Source organism: Streptomyces sp. 2-1, assembly GCF_048564895.1.
GTDB lineage: Bacteria > Actinomycetota > Actinomycetes > Streptomycetales > Streptomycetaceae > Streptomyces > Streptomyces phaeochromogenes.
The window spans coordinates 247,756-265,701 of the sequence record NZ_CP183383.1 but is presented as its reverse complement, the minus strand read 5'-3'; the positions used below and the strand labels follow the sequence as shown (position 1 = coordinate 265,701).

Annotated in this window: 15 protein-coding genes and 4 pseudogenes; 6 read left to right on the top strand and 13 right to left on the bottom strand. The window is 68.9% G+C overall.

What is annotated here, in order from left to right:
- Positions 1-90 precede the first annotated feature (90 nt).
- Entirely contained in the window at positions 91-1,044 is a 954-nt protein-coding gene (locus tag ACN20J_RS01285; protein WP_189845435.1) for a LysR family transcriptional regulator, read from the top strand.
- Positions 1,045-1,155: 111 nt separating this feature from the next.
- Positions 1,156-1,454: pseudogene (locus tag ACN20J_RS01280) on the top strand (ATP-binding cassette domain-containing protein); the annotation flags it as partial.
- Here the strand turns inward: ACN20J_RS01280 and ACN20J_RS01275 are convergent.
- The 5 genes and pseudogenes from ACN20J_RS01275 to ACN20J_RS01255 all read right to left on the bottom strand — a co-directional run.
- Positions 1,446-1,796, bottom strand: a pseudogene (locus ACN20J_RS01275) (RNA-guided endonuclease TnpB family protein); the annotation flags it as partial. The pseudogenes ACN20J_RS01280 and ACN20J_RS01275 overlap by 9 nt on opposite strands.
- 243 nt (positions 1,797-2,039) lie before the next feature.
- Positions 2,040-3,245 (bottom strand): ROK family protein, encoded by a 1,206-nt coding sequence (locus ACN20J_RS01270; RefSeq protein ID WP_419664894.1) that lies wholly within the window; start codon positions 3,243-3,245, stop codon positions 2,040-2,042.
- A gap of 13 nt (positions 3,246-3,258) precedes the next feature.
- Positions 3,259-4,539: a sugar ABC transporter permease gene (locus ACN20J_RS01265; protein ID WP_079053474.1), complete on the bottom strand. Its 1,281-nt coding sequence runs from the start codon at positions 4,537-4,539 to the stop codon at positions 3,259-3,261.
- On the bottom strand, positions 4,536-5,312 hold the full coding sequence (locus ACN20J_RS01260) for an ATP-binding cassette domain-containing protein (RefSeq protein ID WP_189845438.1): 777 nt from the start codon (positions 5,310-5,312) through the stop codon (positions 4,536-4,538). The genes ACN20J_RS01265 and ACN20J_RS01260 overlap by 4 nt, the downstream gene beginning before the upstream one ends.
- Positions 5,313-5,424: 112 nt before the next feature.
- Positions 5,425-6,516, bottom strand: a complete 1,092-nt coding sequence (locus ACN20J_RS01255) for a sugar ABC transporter substrate-binding protein (RefSeq protein WP_361900928.1) — start codon at positions 6,514-6,516, stop codon at positions 5,425-5,427.
- A gap of 373 nt (positions 6,517-6,889) precedes the next feature.
- On the opposite strand from ACN20J_RS01255, the pseudogene ACN20J_RS01250 reads away from it, so the two are divergent.
- Positions 6,890-7,006: pseudogene (locus ACN20J_RS01250) on the top strand (hypothetical protein); the annotation flags it as partial.
- A gap of 53 nt (positions 7,007-7,059) precedes the next feature.
- On the opposite strand, the pseudogene ACN20J_RS01245 reads toward ACN20J_RS01250, so the two are convergent.
- The 8 genes and pseudogenes from ACN20J_RS01245 to ACN20J_RS01210 all read right to left on the bottom strand — a co-directional run.
- A pseudogene (locus tag ACN20J_RS01245) lies at positions 7,060-7,380 on the bottom strand (helix-turn-helix domain-containing protein); the annotation flags it as partial.
- A gap of 8 nt (positions 7,381-7,388) precedes the next feature.
- On the bottom strand, positions 7,389-8,405 hold the full coding sequence (locus ACN20J_RS01240) for a zinc-binding dehydrogenase (protein WP_419664893.1): 1,017 nt from the start codon (positions 8,403-8,405) through the stop codon (positions 7,389-7,391).
- Between the two features lie 47 nt (positions 8,406-8,452).
- Positions 8,453-8,833 (bottom strand): MerR family transcriptional regulator, encoded by a 381-nt coding sequence (locus tag ACN20J_RS01235; RefSeq protein WP_419664892.1) that lies wholly within the window; start codon positions 8,831-8,833, stop codon positions 8,453-8,455.
- Positions 8,834-9,113: 280 nt separating this feature from the next.
- Positions 9,114-9,392, bottom strand: a complete 279-nt coding sequence (locus ACN20J_RS01230) for a hypothetical protein (RefSeq protein WP_055616895.1) — start codon at positions 9,390-9,392, stop codon at positions 9,114-9,116.
- A gap of 226 nt (positions 9,393-9,618) precedes the next feature.
- Positions 9,619-9,819 carry a hypothetical protein gene (locus tag ACN20J_RS01225; protein ID WP_419669101.1) on the bottom strand — a complete coding sequence of 67 codons (201 nt, stop codon included), beginning with the start codon at positions 9,817-9,819 and terminating at the stop codon, positions 9,619-9,621.
- A 198-nt stretch (positions 9,820-10,017) separates the two neighbouring features.
- Complete coding sequence (locus ACN20J_RS01220; protein ID WP_419664891.1) at positions 10,018-10,965, bottom strand: HpcH/HpaI aldolase/citrate lyase family protein; 948 nt, start codon at positions 10,963-10,965, stop codon at positions 10,018-10,020.
- Positions 10,955-12,172, bottom strand: coding sequence for a CaiB/BaiF CoA transferase family protein (locus ACN20J_RS01215; protein WP_419664890.1), 1,218 nt, complete (start codon positions 12,170-12,172; stop codon positions 10,955-10,957). The genes ACN20J_RS01220 and ACN20J_RS01215 overlap by 11 nt, the downstream gene beginning before the upstream one ends.
- Before the next feature lie 179 nt (positions 12,173-12,351).
- Complete coding sequence (locus ACN20J_RS01210; protein ID WP_419664889.1) at positions 12,352-13,278, bottom strand: LysR family transcriptional regulator; 927 nt, start codon at positions 13,276-13,278, stop codon at positions 12,352-12,354.
- 183 nt (positions 13,279-13,461) lie between these two features.
- On the opposite strand from ACN20J_RS01210, the gene ACN20J_RS01205 reads away from it, so the two are divergent.
- The 3 genes from ACN20J_RS01205 (at position 13,462) to ACN20J_RS01195 (ending at position 17,932) form a co-directional block, all read left to right on the top strand.
- The gene (locus tag ACN20J_RS01205) at positions 13,462-14,901 is read left to right on the top strand and encodes a CitMHS family transporter (protein ID WP_419664888.1); all 1,440 of its coding nucleotides are present in this window, start codon (positions 13,462-13,464) and stop codon (positions 14,899-14,901) included.
- 173 nt (positions 14,902-15,074) lie between these two features.
- Positions 15,075-16,469 (top strand): prolyl oligopeptidase family serine peptidase, encoded by a 1,395-nt coding sequence (locus ACN20J_RS01200; RefSeq protein WP_419664887.1) that lies wholly within the window; start codon positions 15,075-15,077, stop codon positions 16,467-16,469.
- A gap of 191 nt (positions 16,470-16,660) precedes the next feature.
- Positions 16,661-17,932 (top strand): discoidin domain-containing protein, encoded by a 1,272-nt coding sequence (locus ACN20J_RS01195; protein WP_419664886.1) that lies wholly within the window; start codon positions 16,661-16,663, stop codon positions 17,930-17,932.
- The last annotated feature ends 14 nt before the right edge of the window (positions 17,933-17,946 follow it).

Here is a 17,946-nt window from a genome sequence, read left to right as displayed (position 1 = left end):
CTCGGCGATTGCGGAGACCTTCGCAGAGGCATGACTTGGGAACAATCGCAGTTCGCTTCACCTGGGTTTAGCTCAGCTAAAGTCGGCGGCATGCTCAACGTGCGCCGTCTGCTGCTGCTCACCGAGGCCACCGAACGCGGTTCACTCACTGCCGCAGCCGAAGCCCTCGGCATGACCACCTCCGCTGCCTCCCAGCAGATGTCCCTGCTGGAGCAGGAGGCAGGGCAGCCTCTTATCGAGCGGCTGCCACGCGGTATCCGTCCCACCCCGGCGGGTGCCGCGCTGGCCGAACGCGGTCAGGCCATCCGCCGGGAGCTCCGTGCCGCCCAGGCCGACCTGGACTCTTTCACCGCCCTCGACCAGGGCACCTTGCGGCTCGGTTCCTTCCCCACGGCAAGCGCGTCCCTGCTGCCGCTGGCGCTCACGCGTTTCCGACGTCGTCACGCCGGCATCCGCATCGAGGTACGCGCCGGAGTCATCGCGGAGCTCAGGGAGATGCTGCACACCGGCGAGGTGGAGCAGGGGCTGCTCTGGGACTACGAATGGAACCGCCTCGATGACAAGGCGCTCTCCCTCACCCACCTGCTGGACGACCCCACGGTGCTGGTCGTCCCTGCAGACTCACCCCTGCGCACACATCCCTCCGTGCGCCTCGGCGACCTCGCCGACCAGGAGTGGATCATCCGCGCCGACAACCACCCCGTCGCTGACGTCCTGCGCCGAAGCTGTCGCCAGGCGGGATTCGAGCCGCGCATCGCCTACTCCTCACACGACTACCAGGAGGCGCAGGCCATGGTCGCCGCCGGCCTCGGTATCGCGCTCGCGCCCCGCCTGGCCCTCACCAGCCGACGCAGCGACGTGCGCCTCCTGCCATTCGCCTCCGACGTCCCGGCCCCCACCCGCCGTATCCTCCTCGCACGCGCCGCGGCACGGCCCGCCACCCCGCCCGCCCAGGCGATGGCTCGCGTCCTGCGCACGGTGGCGCAGCGATTCACCGCCCCAGGGCTGCACCGTGCCCAGCTCGGAGCGGTCCGGCGGGGCTGACGGTGCGGCTCCCTCGGGACGCCCTCAGTAGGGGACTGGGTGTGGTGCCATCGCTGGTTCGGGTGGTGGACGGAACGAGCCCGCAGTGGGAATGGCAGCAGCCCTCAGTGCAACTGGTCCCTGTCCGAGCTGCGGTCGGCCATCGGGCACGTGGAGCAGGACGCGCCAGTGCTGGCCGGCACGCTGCACGAGAACCTGATCTTCGCGGCGCCCGCGCGACGGACGACGACATCCGCGACATCCTGGCCCGGACGCAGCTCGACGCCCTCGTCGAGCGCCTGCCCCACGGCCTGGACACCCCGGTCGGACACCGCGCCTCGAAGCTGTCGGGCGGCGAGCGGCAGCGCATCGCCCTTGTCCGCGCGCTGCGGCGGCGGACCCGGCTGCTGCTGTTGGACGAGGCGACCTCGCATCGGAAGACCGGCATTGATGTCCTTCAGCGCCTTGGCCCGGGACTTACCGAAGTCGCGGATCACCTGCTGCTGAGGCACTCACGCACCCTCCCGCAGCCATGCTGTGCGAGCGCGGGCCTCGGTCAGCATCGCCGCGAGCTGCACCGGCCCGCACGTCGCCCTCTCACCGGTCGCCCGGTTGCGCGCGTGCACGGCCCTGGACTTCGCGACGCACTCTTGCCACACCCAACGCACCCGATCCCACTCCACCTCAAGAGCAGTGCGGGCCGCAGACGACAAACGCAGACGGTAGGAGTACCGGCAGTAGCCGCTCGCCTCCGTGATCGCATCTGTCGTCATGCGTCCCAACGTACCTGTGAGGACTGACAGTTGAGCCCCGTGCCATACGCGGGGTGGCTCCACCTGCGCTGTTGGTGTACGCCGATCCGCCCTGCCGGCGAATCGGCTCTCCATGCCCCGCTCCCGCGGGAGCTTCGTTTCCTCCCCCGGCTGAAGCCAGGGGTATCCACGAAGGAAGACCTGATGATCTACACGCCCTAGGCGCCGCGGTCCGGCTTCGTGCCGGACGCGTCGCCGTACTGGCTATGCACCGGCGCGGGCCAGCGTCTCCAGAGGGCCGACCAGGATCTCGGAGAAGGCGAGTTCGGCGGCTCCGATGAGCACCGCGTCGTCGCCGAGTTCCCCCACTCGCAGCCGCAGGTTCTCCCGGGAGGCCGTGAGGGCAAGGCGGTTGATACGGCTGCGGATCTGGGCGGCCGAGCCGAGGAACACCTCGCGGAGCGTCCCTCCGAAGATGACCGTGCGCGGGTTGAGCACATTGACCAGGTTGGCGACGCCGATGCCGAGCCAGTCGCCGACGTCGTGCAGGGCGGCGCGGGCGGTGATGTCGCCCCGGTCGGCCGCTTCGACGACGGCGCGTACGGCTTCCCGGCCGGTGGCCGACGGGTCGCGCTGCGCGGCCTCCAGCAGGGCGCGTTCCCCCGCCTCGGCTTCGAGGCAGCCGCGTGCCCCGCAGCCACAGGGCCTGCCATTTCGCGGGTTGACGACCATGTGCCCGATCTCGCCGCCGTATCCACAGTCGCCGCCCAGCAGTTGGCCACCGGTGATGACACCGCCGCCGATGCCGATGTCGCCATGCAGGTACACGAGATCCTGGCAGCCGGCTCCGGCACCGCGCAGGTGTTCCGCGAGCGCACCGAGACTGGCCTCGTTACCCACCGACACGGGAAGGCCGAGGCCCAGCCGGCGCATGAGGTCCTCGCCGAACTCCTCGTCCTCCCAGCCGAGGTGGGGGGCAGCGCGGACGAGGCCGTCGGGTCGGCGCACCATCCCGCGGACGGCGGCGGCCACGCCGACGCAGTAGGTGCCGTGCCGTGCTGTGCCCACCATTTCCAGCGCGGAGCCGGCGAGGACCTCGGCCACCTTGCCGGCGTTGCAACGGCCGGGAAGCACGGGGATCTCCCTGTAGTCGAGGAAGACCCCGCCCAGGCCGATGCGGGCGGCGGCCAGCCGGTCCACGCCCACGTCGAAGGCGAGGACGTACACGCGGTCGGACTCGGGCCGCACGACCAGGGACGGCCGGCCCGCCCTGCCGGTCTCACGGGGCAATTCCTCACGGACCAGGCCGGCCGAGCCCAGCTCGCTCACCAGACCCAGGATGGTGCTGCGGTTGAGTCCCATGCGCTCGGCCAGGACGGCCCGCGACATGGATCCGCCGATGTGCACATGACGGAGCAGGGTGCCGAGGTTGTGCCGGCGAATCTCCTCCTGCGAGGGACCGGCTTTCATGGAACCCCAGACCTCATCGTTGTACGGCCCGGCGACGGGACAGCGCATCCACGCCTGCGGCCACCAGCAGAACCGAACCCGTGACAGCGTACTTGACCCCTGAGCTGTACCCCATCAGGCCCATGCCGTTCTGGATGACCGCGACCACCATGCCGCCGAGCACGGCGTCAACGACCCTGCCCCGCCCGCCGAACAGGCTTGTCCCGCCGATCACGGCGGCGCCGACCGCCAGCAGTAGCACGTTGCTGCCACCGGTGTTGGGGTCGACCGAGTTGCCCCGGGACGCGGCGATGATGCCGCCGACCGCGGCCAGGGACGAGCAGATGACGAACGCGGAGATCCGGATGGCTGCCACGTTGATGCCGGCCCGGCGGGCCGCCTCGGCGTTGCCGCCCACCGCGTAGATGTGCAGGCCGAACGAGGTGCGCTGGAGCAGGAACGTACCGGCGACGAGCAGGACGGCGATGACCGGCACCACGATCGGCACACCCTTGAGTGAGTCGACGATGACGTTGCGGCTGCGCTCCTGGTTGAGCAGGTGGACGGCGATCGCACCGAGCACCGCCAATCCGCCGATCCTGACTGCGAGCAGGGTGAGTGGAGCGGGGGCGAGCCGGCGCCGCCGGCGGTTTCGGTTCTGCCGGAGCTGGATCGCCGCGTACACCCCGACACTGACGGCGAGCAGTACCCAACCCAGCGCGGGGGAGAGGTTGTTGTTGGCGACGGCCAGGATCGTCTCGTCCCGGATCGAGATGTTGGTGCCTTCCTTGAGCAGCATCAGCACGATGCCCTGGAACCCCAGGAAGGCGGCCAGGGTGACCACGAAGGAGGGGATGCCGACCTTCGCCACCAGAAGGCCGAGCATCAGACCGATGAACGTGCCGGTGAGGATCGCCGCGCCGGCCGCGCCGTACCAGGGCCATCCGTGGTCGGTGAGCAGGATGGCCAGGACGGCGGCGCAGACCCCGCTGGCGTACCCCGCGGACAGGTCGATCTCGCCGAGGAGGAGGACGAAGACCAGGCCCATGGCGATCGCGATGCTGCCCGCGCCCTGGGTCAGCAGGTTGGCGAAGTTCAGCTCGGACAGGAAGACCGGGCGCAGGACGGCGAAGAACACGCACAGGACGATCAGGCCGAGTACGGCGGGCAGGGCGCCCAACTCGCCGCCGCGTACCCGATCGACGTAGTTCCGGGCGACCGAGCGCAGACTCGTGGCTCCGGCCGCTCCGTTCTCCTTCGGCATACCGGGACCGCGTGGCAGTTCCGGCTTCTCGGGGGCGACTGCGGCGGTCATGCGGTGACTCCGTTGCTGTGGGCGAGGCCGAGGTCCCCGCTGCGGCCCGACGTGATGAGTTCGACGACCTGGGAGTGCGTCACGTCCGACGTGCTGACCTGGGCGGCCATCCGGCCCAGGTAGAGGGCGGCGATCCGGTCGGACACCGCGAAGACGTCGTTCATGTTGTGCGAGATCAGGACCACGGCGAGACCGTTGTCGGCCAGTCGCCGGACCAGTTCGAGGACCTGTGCCGTCTGGGCGACACCGAGCGCGGCGGTCGGCTCGTCCAGGACGACGACCTTGCTGTTCCACAGCACGGCCTTGGCGATGGCCACGGTCTGCCGCTGGCCGCCGGAGAGGCTGGAGACCTGCTGGCGGATGGACTTGACGGTGCGTACCGACAGCCCGTCGAGGGTCTGGGCGGCCATCTCCTCCATCGTCGCGTCGTCCAGGATGAGTCCCCGGCGCTTCTCGCGGCCGAGGAACATGTTCTGGACGATGTCGAGGTTGTCGCAGAGCGCCAGGTCCTGGTACACGATCTCGACGCCCAGGGCCGCCGCCTCGCGTGGGCTGTGCATCTGGACCTGCTCACCTTCGAACCAGTACTCGCCGCCGTCGAACGGGTGGATCCCGCCGATGCACTTGACCAGGGTGGACTTGCCTGCGCCGTTGTCTCCGACGAGGGCGGTCACTTCCCCTGGGTGGACGTCGAAGGACACGTCGTGCAGTACCTGCACGGCGCCGAAGCTCTTGTCGATCCCTCGCAGTCGAAGGATCGGGGTCGCTGTCATGGAAGACGGCTCCTTACGGTCGTGAGGCCGCGGGTCCCGGGGAGGTGGGAGCCCCGGGACCCGCGTTCGGGCCGGCCGGACCAGGGGTAGTGGTCCGGCCGGCCGGTCAGGGCTACTTGATGCCGGCCTTGGCGCACAGGGCGGCGTACTTGCCCGTGCACAGCTCTTCCTTGGTGACGAAGCCGTCGTCCACGACGTCCTTGACGTTGTCCTTGTAGATGGCCACCGGCGTCTCCAGCACGGACGGGACCTTGCGCTTGCCCTCGGGGTCCTCGACGGTCGCGTTCGTCTCGCCCTTCTCGCCCTTGGCGAGGGAGATGGCGAGCCTGGCAGTGGCGTCGGCCTCCTTCTTGACCGCCTTGTAGACGGTCATGCACTGGTCGCCCGCAAGGATGTTCTGCAGGCCCTGCACAGTGGCGTCCTGGCCGGTGACCGGGACCTCGCCGTTGCGGTTCTGCTTGCGTAGGACGGCGATGGCCGCGTTGCCGAGACCGTCGTTGGCGGCGAGCACGCCACCGATCTTGGGCTCGCTGGTGAGCATCTGCTCGAAGATGGTGCCGGCCTGGGCGTTGTCCCAGTCCGGGACGGACTGGTTGGGGCCCTTCACATAGTCGCCCGACGCGTACTTCGGGTCGAGGACGCCGTTGTAGCCCTCGGCGAAGAGAGTGGCGTTGTTGTCCGTCGGGGAGCCGTTGAGCGTGGCGACGATGGGCTTCTTGGCCTTCATGTCGCTCAGGCACTTGCTGAGACCCTCGCCCTGCAGCTTGCCGACCGCGGTGTTGTCGAAGCTCACGTAGTACTGGGCGGAGCCGCCGAGGGTGAGCCGGTCGTAGTCGATCGTGGCGACGCCCTGCCCTTTGGCCTTGTCCAGAACTGCCTTGCCCGTGCCGCTGTCCAGGTTCACGATCACCAGGACGTTCACGCCGCTGGTGATCATCTGGTCCGCGATGGTCTGGAACTCCTGCTTGTCGCCCTGGGCGTTCTGGATGTCGAACTCGACGCCGGCAGCCTTGAACGCCTCGGAGAGGTACTTGCGGTCCGCGGTCTCCCAGCGGGCCGAGGACTTGCTGTCCGGGAGGATCACACCGATCTTCGGCTTGGCGTCGGAGCCGGAGTCACTGTTGTCCGACGAGGAGTCGCCGCAGGCAGTGAGCGAGCTGACCAGTGCCACCGAGGCGGCGGTGAAGAGGAGTCCCTTGCGCATGGGCAGGGTCCTTTCTGGTGTTACGGCCGGACGACCGGACGTACGAGGGTGGTGAGAAGGAAGGCGAGAAGCGCGCTCTCGGGGGAATTGCCGGGTGTCGGGTGATGCGCCCGGCTGAATGTTGTGAGCGGGAACTTACGGCGGTCCGGAACCGGTGCGCCAGAGTGCGGGAGACGCTATTTGTCATCCGCCATAACAATTAGGTGACGCTGTCGCAACGTGGCTACGCCGCCGCCTCCTGTGCGCCGGGAGAGAGCATGAGGCCGTACGGGGGCGGGCCGTGCAGTAGTGGCCCGTGGGCCGCGTGGCACCGAGTGTCCGCGCCGAGGGCGCTTCCACGGCCGTGACCGCGTCCCCGCCCGTGCGCGTTGGCATGCGCGTGCGCATCACGACCGGACCGGAGTTGGGCCCGCATCGGGAGCCGGACGGCGGGCCCTTCTGGGTCACCATGGAACTGTTCATGCGCGACACCGAGGGCTACCGCGTGGCAGCAGACGAGTCCTTTCTCAACGAGCGCACGGTCGCAGGGCTCTACGGCGTCGACGAGACGGTGCGGCGACTGCGCGAGACTCCTTCACCCTCGAGCTCAAATGTGATCCGGGACGCCGACCACTTCTCGATGCGTCGGAGTGCCTCGATCCTGGCCACGATGTCCGCGTTGGTCGAGGGCGGCCGGTGTTGGGGTGCTGAGGAACGGTCGACCAGACCGAGTTCACCACAGCGACGGAAGCGGTTGCCCCAATTCGACGTGTACGAGCGGGAGATGCCCGTCTCGGCCGCCACGTGAGCGATCGGGCGGTCGCGGCAACGTCGGATGAGGCGCGGCCGCCCCTCGGGGCACAGGGGTGCGTTGCGGTCGGGCACAGGCATTCTCAGCGCCAGGGATCGAGGGCGTGCTTGCCGCGGGTCTGCCCGGCTTCGAGTTGGCGCAGCACTGACGGCCCCTCGGCCAGGGGGTGCACCTGTGGGGTGCCGGGCGGGTACACGCCGTGAGCGATGAGTGCGTCGATCTCGATGAGCAACGACTGGTAGAGGGACGGTACTGCGGTCGCCAGCGCGCCGATGTGCAGGCCCTTGAGCTGGACCTGGTGCTTGAAGACCAGGTCGTGCGTGGTCACGGTGGCATCGCCGGAGGCGGCACCGAACACGACGACGCGTCCGGTGAAGGGTTTGGTGATCGACAGACTCACCTCGAACGTGGCCTGTCCCACCGATTCCAGGACCAGGTCGACCCCGCCAGTCAGGCGGGTGATCTCCTCGGCCAGGTCGGGGCGCGTGCTGTCCAGGACTTCGTCGGCACCGAGCGCTTTGACGGTGTCGTGTTTGGCCGGTGACGCCGTGGCGATCACACGTGCACCATAGTGGCGGGCGAGGCGGACGGCAGCCTGCCCCACGCCTCCGGCCGCTGCGTGAACGAGCACCACCTCACCCGTCTTGATCTCGCCCAACGGCTTCAGTGCCGCCAATGCGGTGGCCCAGTTCAGCACCAAGCCGAGGGCTTCGGCGTCGCTCCAACCGGAGGGCACGGGGAGTACACCAGCGGCCGGCATCGTCATGTACTGCGCGAAGGCGCCCGGTCCGGCTCCGACGATGTGGGTGCCGAGCGGAAGCGGGTTCTCGACGTCCGGGCCGATGCCCACGATCTCGCCGCCGGCTTCGAAGCCCGCCACATAGGGGGCCTGCGGGCCTCCTTCGTAAGTGCCATGAGTCTGCATGGCGTCAGCGAAGTTGACCCCGGCGGCGCCTACACGGATCAGGTACTCGCCGGGCCCCGGGGTGGGCCGGCGTTGATCGGTCGTGAGGGCCAGGTCCTTCGGTCCCTGTTGCGACCGCTGGACCAGTGCTCGTACCGCCTGTCCGGCGCCGCGCTGCTGCTCGATGATCTCCATGAACGAAACGTAGGAGTCTCACACTTGCGTCAAGGTCAAGTGGCGGGTCATGGGCCAGTGCGCCGAGCCTCCTGCAGGTAGGCATCGAGCAGGTAGGCATCGAGCGCCGCCCGCTGATCGCTGAGAACGGCGATACGCGCAGAGAGGCGATCACGATGGCTCTGCACCTCGCGCAGGAACTCCGCGTGCACCACATCCGTGCCGCCATCGGATTCGTCAGTGGTGCAGGGCAGAGCCTCCTTGATCAACCGCACGGGCAGTCCGGACTCCAGCAGCGAGCGGATGACGAGCACCCGGTCGACAGTGGACTGGCAGTAGTCGCGGAACCCATTGCTGAAACGACCGGGGACGATCAAGCCCTCATCTTCGTAGTGTCGCAATGACCGCGGGCTCGCACCGCTGGCTCTGGAAGCTTCGCTGATCTTCATATCTGGAGGCAACGTCCAGGCGCACCGCGGTCTTCCAACAACTGGCGCGACGCAGGTAGGACTTGATCACGCGTCAACGACCTCATGTCCCGCAACAGTCGGTTCTCTAGGTTTCCTCGCCGTAACTGAGGGATTCACCGCTACCGGCTCGCACCACTGACCGGGCCTCATCGGACTGCCGTCGCACTCGTCGGCGCCGCCGGCATCCAGCCCTCCCGGCACCGTTCCCGCGTGACCGGCACCCTTGTACGGAACCCTGCCCCGAGGGCCGAGTCGTACGTCACCCAGCGGGTTCGATACGAAGGACGGCGCCGGCGTCGCGGATCTCGACGACCTTCAGGCTCATGGCGTCGTTGATGGTCGCGGCGGGTCCCTCGCCGCAGCTGAGCCCTACACCGCCGCTGCCCTTCGAGGACACACCGCCGCCCCCGGAACAGCCTGAAACGCTGTAGCCCGACCCAGTCAGCGGCGCGACCATCTCGACCTCACCGCCGGTGATCGCCGTGACCTCGATCGGACCCAAGCCGTACTTTTCCGGCACTGTTACGACGTCCCCCACAGCGACCTCGATCTCACACGTCCCGTCAGCGCACGGCCCGGTTGGCGAAGGCGACAGCGTGGCCGACGCTGTGGAAGTCGGCCTGGGGTCCGACTCCGGTGCCCCAGAGCCGGATCCACTGGGCCGGCCCTCGGCAGGGGAGCCGTCCGAAGGATCCGGGGAACACGACATGAGAGCAGTGAACACGACAACGACGACAACGGCGGCGACGGTGGTGGATGACGTTCTACGCATCATGGCCGCCATTGAACCGCGTCACGGCCGGGCCCCCTCCCCACTGCTCGGCCTCGGTCGGCATGGCGTCGGAGCAGGACAGACGGCCCGCGACGATGGCGCCGGCGGCGTTGGCGAGCGGGTGATCGATGCGATCAAGGCAGTGCAGCCGATCGCTCTCCGAGATATTGTCGCGCAGCATGCCGGTCGCCACGCCTTCGAGTACGAACCGGATGACCAGGTGGGAGGCAGTTTCACGCGCATCAGCGGGCACTTGGGACGGGCGGTGGAAGACATCGGACTTGCCGACGCTCTGAGTCAGCTGGTGCCTGTCTGCAGCGGGCTACCCAACGTCGGATCCCTGGCGGCCCTCGTGGCGCCGCTCACGAGGGCCGTACACAACTGCCTAGGCTCATGCTCCGTGTCGTTCAAGAACAATGCGGGCCGTGCGTGCCATGGCCTCGTCGACCATCTCGCCTTGGAAGGTCACGGCGCCCGTCCCTTCTCTCTGTGCCGACTCGACCGCCGCGATCAGCTCCGCGCAGCGGGCGAGTTCGGCTGAGCTGGGCGAGAACACCTCGTTGATCACGGGGACATGGGAGGGATGGATCGCCATCATGCCCTCGTAGCCGAGGGAGCGGTTCTGTTCGGCGAAGGTGCGAAGCCCTGGCAGGTCGCCGACCCGCGTCCACAGTCCGCTGACCGGGCATGGCGCTCCGGCTGCCCTGGCGTCCAGCAGTACGCGGGAGCGCAGTGCGACCGTTTCGGTTCCCTCTGGGCTCCAGCGGTAGCCGACGGCGCGTTCTACGTCGCCGCCGGGGGCGCTGAGAGCGCCCATGTAGGCGATGCGCGCGGCGGCCCGGGCGATGTCGTAGGCCTCGCGCAGGCCACGAGCAGTCTCCAGCAGGGGCACCAGTGCGACCCGTCCCGGCGGGAGGCCCTGTTCCTGTTCGCACCAGACCAGCAGCCGGTCGGCGAGCTGCACGTCCTGGACGGAGCGGACCTTGGGAAGGACGATCCCGGCAAGTCCGGCCTGTACGACGGCCCGCAGTTCCTCAGCCCCGGCCCAGTCGTCCAGTGGGTTGACACGGACGAACAGCGCCATCCGTCCCGCCTGCTCGGCCGGCATGGCGGCGGCCCGTTCGAGGGCGTCCGCCACCTGCGCGCGGGCGGCGAGCTTGTCCGCGGTGGGCACCGCGTCCTCCAGGTCGAGGATGGCCGCGTCGGCGCCCGCCGCCCGGGCCTTGGGCAGCCAGTCGGTTCTGGTGCCGGGGACGAAGAGCAGGGAGCGCAGCGGGGGCCGGTCGACCACTCCCGTGTCCACCTCGACAGGGTTCTTCGAGGACTCCTTAGATGACATCGCTCTTCTCCAGATCGGCCAGTTCGTCCGCGCTGAGTCCGAGCCACTGTCCGTAGACCAGGTGGTTGTCCTGCCCGAGGGAGGGTCCCGTCCGCCAGACCCGGCCGGGGCGCTGCCGGAAATGCGGGATCACCGCCTGCATACGTACCGGGCCGAGATCGGGGTCGTCGACGGTGACGATGTCTTCGCGTTCGGCGTACACCGGGTCGGCTGCGATGTCCGCGGCGTCGAACACCCGTGAGGCCACGACTTCGGCACGGGCGAACTCCTCCAGGCACTCGGCGGTGACGCGCTCCGCCACCCAGTTGCGCAGGTTCTCGTCCAACTGTTCGCGTCGGTCGTACTGTTGCTTAGCGGTGGTGAACTCCTTCTCGGGGAGTCCCAGCAGGCGGGCGATGTTGCGGACCGATCGCAGGGTGGCGGAGGTCACCGTGATCCACTCGCCGTCGCGGGAGCGGTAGGTGTTGATCACGGCCCCCGGGGCGACTGCCAACTGGTTGCCGGAGCGTTCGGGTACCTGCCCCAACTGGTCGTGGACGATGACCTGCCACTCGACGAGGCGGAACAGGGATTCGAAGAGTGCGAGGTCGATCCACTCGCCGTCGAAGCCCGGGTCGTGGTCGCGGCGGTGGAGGGCGGCGAGGACGGCGTAGGCGCCCATCAGGCCGGTCACGGCGTCGCCGTGCGAGAAGCCGGTGTGCACGGGCGGGCCGTCGGGAAAGCCGGTCAGGTGGACGACTCCGCTGCGCGCCTCACCCACCTTTCCGAAGCCGGGCGCGTCCGCCTGTGACGATGTGGCGCCGAAGCCGGAGATCTGCAGCAGCACGGCCCGGGGGTTGATCCGGTGTACGGAGTCCCAGTCGAGTCCCCAGCTGCGCAGGCGTCCTGCGCGCAGGGTGACGATGACGACGTCCGCCCAGGCGACGAGCCGGTGGGCGACGAGTCGGCCGGTCTCGTGGTGCAGATCGAGGGTGACTGAGCGTTTGTTGCGGCCGGCGACCTTGAACCACAGGGGAACACCGTCACGTTGAGGCCCCATCGCGCGGGCTGCGTCTCCGGCGCCGGGGGGTTCTACGTGTACGACGTCGGCCCCTTGGTCGGCGAGCATCGAGCCCGCCAGTGGACCGGCCACCACATGGGCGAACTCGACCACTTTCAGCCCGCGCAACTGCCCGCTTGCGGTGGTGTTCCGCTCGTTGTCCGACACTGCTGAGCTCCCTTGCCCTGCCGTTCCGTGTGGGTCTCCGGCAGCGTCGCCCTCTTTGGTGCGGTGCGGCCGTCGACGTGGTGTTCAGACTGCCGGAGCGGAGAAATGCCTGTCGAGCAACAGAAGGCCATCAATCAATGCGAAAAATGCATGAGTTGGGGAGGGGGTGGCGCGCGGCCTCAAGCCCATGAAACCCCGGGAGGAAGTGGACGCCTCTGGAGGCGGAACTCTTCGAGCGTCTCCAGGAACCGCTCCGTCACGGTCGGGAGCGTTCGCCGGGCGCGCAGCGCGATGTCCAGGCGCCGGTCCACCACGGGGTCCGCCAGAGGACGGCAGACGACCGCTCCGGCACCCATCAGCGGGAGCACCAGGGCGGGCATCGCCGACACCCCGAGGCCGGCGGTCACCAGTCCGCCCACGGTCGCGATACTGCCCGCCTCGGCCGCTGGTAGCGCGTGCGCGTCGATCTGGGCGAACGCCGCGTCGGTGAGCCGGCGCACGCTCGAGTCGCGCCCGACGGCCAGGAACGGCTGACGAGCCAGGTCGTCCCAGGTGATCTCGTGGTGGTCGGCGAGCGGGTGGCCTACCGGCAGCACCGCGACGAAGCGGTCCTGGACCAGAGGGCGGTGCTCCAACTGCTCCGGCGGGTTGCCGACGGTGGTGATCGCGAAGTCGGCGTCGCCGGACAGGACCCGGTCCAGTACCGACCGCTCCAGGCCGTCGAGGAGTCGTACCGCCACCTGTGGGCGCCGCTCGCGGAAGTCGGAGATCACCTGCGGAAGGAGTACCGCGGCGACGGAGGGAAGGGTGGCCACGGCGACCGTTCCCGACTCGCCGAGCAGGTATCGCCTGAGCTCCTTCATGCCCGCTTGGTGAGCGGTGACGATCTGCTCGGCGACACGCAGGGCTTCGCGGCCCGCCGCGGTCAACTGTACGTTGCGGGTGTCCCGTTCCAGTAGTTGGACGCCCAGGTGTCGCTCCAGATCCGCGACCGCGCGACTGAGTGAAGACTGGGACACATGCATCTCCGCGGCGGCCGCGGTGAAGCTCGCGGCCCGGGCGACGGCCGCGTACGCCGCCAGTTGACGCAGGGTGGTGGCCTCCATGGGCGACGAGCATAGGGCGCCCTGCTCCCATTGATGCGCTTAACGCATGAACAGATCTCGGTTTGATGCTGGACACCGATCCGCCGGTGCTCCGAAACTCTCGCGTAACGCCTCGGCCCTGCCTTCCCCGTTCAGTCCCGCTCATCGCCGCCGAGGGCCGTCTTCGAGAAAGCGAGCGCCGTCATGCTGGCAGCCCTGGGCTTCGCCACGATCGCCGTCCTCCTGGTGCTCACCATGACCAAACGCGCCTCGGTACTGGTCGCTCTGATCCTGCTTCCGGTGCTGGCGGCGCTCATCGGCGGTTTCGCGGGCGATCTGGGCGAGTTCATTCTCGGTGGGCTGTCCAAAGTCGCCCCCACCGGCATCATGATCGCCTTCGCGGTCCTGTACTTCAGCCTGATGGTGGACGCCGGGCTCTTCGACCCCCTGATCCGCGGCCTGTTGCGCGTGGCACGTGGCGACCCGCTGCGGATCACCGTCGCCACGGCCGTCCTCACCCTGTGCGTGGCCCTGGACGGCGACGGCGCCTCCACCTTCCTCATCACCGTCTCCGCACTGCTGCCGGTCTACAAGAAGCTCGGCATGAACCCCCTGGTGCTGTCCGGAGTGGTCTGCCTTGGCGCGGGCGTGATGAACATGGTTCCCTGGGGCGGTCCGACCGTACGCGCCATGGCGGCGCTGAAGCTGGACAGTTCCGAGGTCTTCAACCCCGTGCTGCCCGCGATGGCATTCGGTGTCGTCTGGGTGCTGGTGGCCTCGTACCTGCTCGGCCGCCGGGAACGCAACCGTCTCGCCGCACTGCCCCCGCAGGGCCCGGCGACGGACGGGTGCGAGGACGACGACGAGCGCGACGACCGTGAACCCGCCGCTTCGACGACGCTCACGGCGACCACGGAACCCGAGCCGAGTCGGCACGCCACCCCCGCGACGGCCGAGGGGGAGCGTCAAACCCTCCGGGCTCCCGGGGACGGGCCCGGCACCGTCCGGGTCCCGCCGCTGCGAAGGACCTGGCTGAACGTCTTCAATCTCCTGCTCACCGTCGCCCTGGTGGTCTGCCTGATCCAGGAAGTGATGCCGCTTCCGGTGCTGTTCGTCCTCGGGTTCGCGATCGCGGTGCTGGTCAACCACCCCACCTGGGAACAGCAACAGGCGCTGCTCGACAAGCACGCCAAGAGCGTGGTCCTGGTCACCACGATGATCTTCGCGGCCGGCGTCCTCACCGGGATCCTCACCGGCACCAGGATGATCGACGAGATGGCACAGGCGCTCGTCTCCGTCGTCCCCGACTCCTTCGGATCCCACCTGCCCGTCGCGGTGGCCGTCACCGCCATGCCGCTGAGCCTGGTCTTCACCCCGGACGCTTATTACTTCGGCGTCCTGCCCGTGCTCGCCGAGACCGCGCACGGCTTCGGCACGGACCCGGCCGAGGTCGCCAGGGCCGCCATTCTCGGCCAGATGACCACGGGGTTCCCGCTCAGCCCACTCACCGCGTCCACGTTCATCCTGGTCGGCATGAGCGGTGTGTCGCTGGGCGAACACCAGCGCTTCATCTTCCGCTGGGCCTTCGGCACCACCCTGGTCATGACCGCCGGCGCCCTGTTGACCGGCGCGTTCCCCTTGTGACGGTGTCGTCGGGCCTGAGCGGAGTGTCCGCCGGCCGCATCTCCCGGCAGCCACCGCACATGCTGCTCAGTCCGCCAACGCGCCGCCTGCCACCGGGAGTCCGGAGCTGAGCGAGCTCCTCCAGACACACCAGGCACCCGGTCCGGGTGCCCCGACGACCGAGACGAGGACCCATGAGACGGATCACCAGACGCACGGCTCTCGCAGTCACAGCAGGTGCGGTCGGGGCGCAGGCCGTGGGCACGGCAACCGCAGCGGTCGCCGACACCCCGACAGCCTCGTCCGAAGGACGGCAGACGGCCTCCGGACCCAATCCGGTCCTGCGGACGGACCTCCTGACGCGGGTGACGCCGAGGAACAACTGGCTGGTGACAGCCGTCGCACTCCGGTACTCGCACCGCATCGACCTGCGCGGCGGGGTGATCCCGCCCTCGGCCTTCCAGGTGAAGGCCACCGTGGGCGGCCAGTCAGCGGCTCGTACGGTGACCCGCGTCTACTCCAGCAGCACCGCCGAAGTGGACGACCGGTCCCACCCCGGACGGCCGGGGGACCGGCTGATCATCGAACTCGACCCGAACGACTCCAACGCGCGGGCCGCGGGTATCGATCCCCTTCCGCTGGACCGCGCCTACTCCGTGAGACAGGTGGCGGACGTGCACACCCCGGGAGGCGAACCAGTGCTCAGGTCCGGTCCGTTCGCGGTCCGGAACGACAACGTCACCACTCCCGTGGTCGACGACTTCGCCGCCGGTTCCTTCACCGACTCCACGGGCTTCGAACTGGACTTCCGGCTGTACCGGCCCGAGGGATTCGTACGGAACCCGCAGACACGCAAGCGGTACCCGCTCGTCGTCACCCTGCACGGCGGTGGTGAGGTCGCGGACAACAACATGACCCAGCTCACCTCCAACCGGATCGCCGTCACGTTCGCCAAACCGGAACGACAGCGCCGCGACCCCGCCTTCGTGCTCTCTCCGCAGATCCCCCTGCCCCGTCCCATGGACGGACCCGACGGCACGGACTGGACCGATGCCAAGGTCCAGGCCGCTCTGATCGAACTCATCGACACCTTCGTGAGCGAGCACTCCCGAAACGTGGACACGGCCCGGCTCTATCTCGTCGGACTGTCCTCGGGCGGGCGCGGTATCTACAGCCTGCTGGCCAAGCGACCCGACGAGTTCGCGGCCGCCCTGCCCACGGCCGGCTGGGGCGACGCGGCCACCCTGGACAGGATCACGCACATCCCGATCTGGGCCGACCATTCCATCGACGACCCGGTCGTCCCGTACCGCGAGGGCCGGTTCGGCAAGCCCGGCACCTGGACGCTGATGAACGCGCTGGAGACCGCCGGTGCCCGGGTCAGCCGGGGGGAGTGGGCGAACGATCTGCCGAAGGCGGACTTCGAGGCCCGGTCCCGGGCGCTCCTGCGGCAGGCGCGTGCCATGCGCAGTCACGTCCTGTTCACGAGCTACACGCCCGGGACGACACCGGTGAACCCACACCTCGCATGGGCCCAGACGTATGAGAACGACGTGGTCATCGACTGGCTCTTCGCACAGTCCCGGTAGCCGCCGCACGCGGCATCCCTTCCTTGTCCTTCCGCACCGTGAGAGCTGCCGGTGATTCCGGCAGCTCTCACGGCACAGGCGCACCCCGCTGTCCGGTTACCGCGCTCTCACCGCAATCCGGAGGTAACGCAATGCGTCCGTCCAGTAGTTCACTTCACACGGCCGTGCCGTTACGGCCCTGTTCCCGTGCCATGACGGCACTGATCGCCCTCGCGACCACCATCGGCCTGGCACTGGCCCTGCTGACGGCGGCCGCCCCGCCGGCGGCCGCCGCGGACCTGCTGTCCCAGGGCAGACCCGCGACCGCCTCGTCCACCGAGAACACGTCAACTCCCGCGTCGGCGGCCGTGGACGGCAACACCGGGACGCGCTGGGCGAGCACCTTCAGCGACCCGCAGTGGCTGAGCGTCGATCTGGGCGCCACTGCCACCATCAGCCAAGTAGTGCTGCGCTGGGAGGCCGCGTACGCCCGCGCGTTCCAGATCCAGACCTCCACCAACGGCACCGCCTGGACCACCGTCCACTCGACCACGACCGGCACCGGCGGTGTGCAGACCCTCGACGTGAACGGCAACGGCCGGTACGTCCGCATGCTGGGTACCCAGCGCGGCACCACCTACGGCTACTCGCTGTTCGAGTTTCAGGTGTACGGCTCCGGTGGCGGCACTCCTCCGGGCAACGGCATCCCGGACCCGACGGCCACTTCCCTGGAGACCGCCAACGGGCCGCTGACCACCGCCACTTACGCCGTTCCGAGCCCGAGCGGATACGGCTCAGGCACGGTCACGTACCCCACGGACAGCGGCTCGTACCCGGGCGTCGTACTGATGCCCGGGTATCAGGGCACACAGCAGAACCTGCAGTGGCTCGCACCCCGCCTCGCCTCCTGGGGCTTCGTCGTCATCAACGTCGGCACCAACACTCTCACCGACGATCCCGCATCGCGCGGCCGCCAGATCACCGCCGCCGGCACCCAGCTGATCGCGCTCGGCAACGCAGCCGGCAACCCGCTGTCCGGGAGGGTCAGCGGCGCACTCGGGGCGGTCGGTCACTCGATGGGCGGCGGTGGTGTCATGGCGGCCCTCCGGGACGACGCGCGCTTCCGGGCGGGCGTGCCCACGGCCCCGTACTACCCGGACACGAACTTCTCCGCAGTCACCGAGCCCACGTTCTTCCTGACCTGCCAAAGCGACCCTGTCGCCCACGGCAACGACTACGCGGTGCCCTGGTACAACTCCATGTCCCAGGCAGAGAAGCTCTACATCGAGGTTCCGGGCGACCACCTGTGCCCGATGACGGGCTCAGGCAACAAGGCCAAGCAGGGTAAGTGGATCGTGTCGTTCCTCAGCCTCTGGCTGCGTGCCGACACGCGCTTCAGCCCGTTCCTGTGTGGCCCCGTACGTGATCCGGACAAGAACAATCCGTCCCTGGTCACGCGCTGGATGGACACCTGTTCGTTCTGACCGTCTCGCTCGGA

Excerpts from the sequence above, each read along its gene's own strand:
- ACN20J_RS01285 (WP_189845435.1), top strand. The coding sequence starts at position 91 with ATGCTCAACGTGCGCCGTCTGCTGCTGCTCACCGAGGCCACCGAACGC.
- ACN20J_RS01270 (WP_419664894.1), bottom strand. The coding sequence starts at position 3,245 with ATGAAAGCCGGTCCCTCGCAGGAGGAGATTCGCCGGCACAACCTCGGC.
- ACN20J_RS01265 (WP_079053474.1), bottom strand. The coding sequence starts at position 4,539 with ATGACCGCCGCAGTCGCCCCCGAGAAGCCGGAACTGCCACGCGGTCCC.
- ACN20J_RS01260 (WP_189845438.1), bottom strand. The coding sequence starts at position 5,312 with ATGACAGCGACCCCGATCCTTCGACTGCGAGGGATCGACAAGAGCTTC.
- ACN20J_RS01255 (WP_361900928.1), bottom strand. The coding sequence starts at position 6,516 with ATGCGCAAGGGACTCCTCTTCACCGCCGCCTCGGTGGCACTGGTCAGC.
- ACN20J_RS01240 (WP_419664893.1), bottom strand. The coding sequence starts at position 8,405 with ATGGAGATCATCGAGCAGCAGCGCGGCGCCGGACAGGCGGTACGAGCA.
- ACN20J_RS01235 (WP_419664892.1), bottom strand. The coding sequence starts at position 8,833 with ATGAAGATCAGCGAAGCTTCCAGAGCCAGCGGTGCGAGCCCGCGGTCA.
- ACN20J_RS01220 (WP_419664891.1), bottom strand. The coding sequence starts at position 10,965 with ATGTCATCTAAGGAGTCCTCGAAGAACCCTGTCGAGGTGGACACGGGA.
- ACN20J_RS01210 (WP_419664889.1), bottom strand. The coding sequence starts at position 13,278 with ATGGAGGCCACCACCCTGCGTCAACTGGCGGCGTACGCGGCCGTCGCC.
- ACN20J_RS01205 (WP_419664888.1), top strand. The coding sequence starts at position 13,462 with ATGCTGGCAGCCCTGGGCTTCGCCACGATCGCCGTCCTCCTGGTGCTC.
- ACN20J_RS01200 (WP_419664887.1), top strand. The coding sequence starts at position 15,075 with ATGAGACGGATCACCAGACGCACGGCTCTCGCAGTCACAGCAGGTGCG.
- ACN20J_RS01195 (WP_419664886.1), top strand. The coding sequence starts at position 16,661 with ATGACGGCACTGATCGCCCTCGCGACCACCATCGGCCTGGCACTGGCC.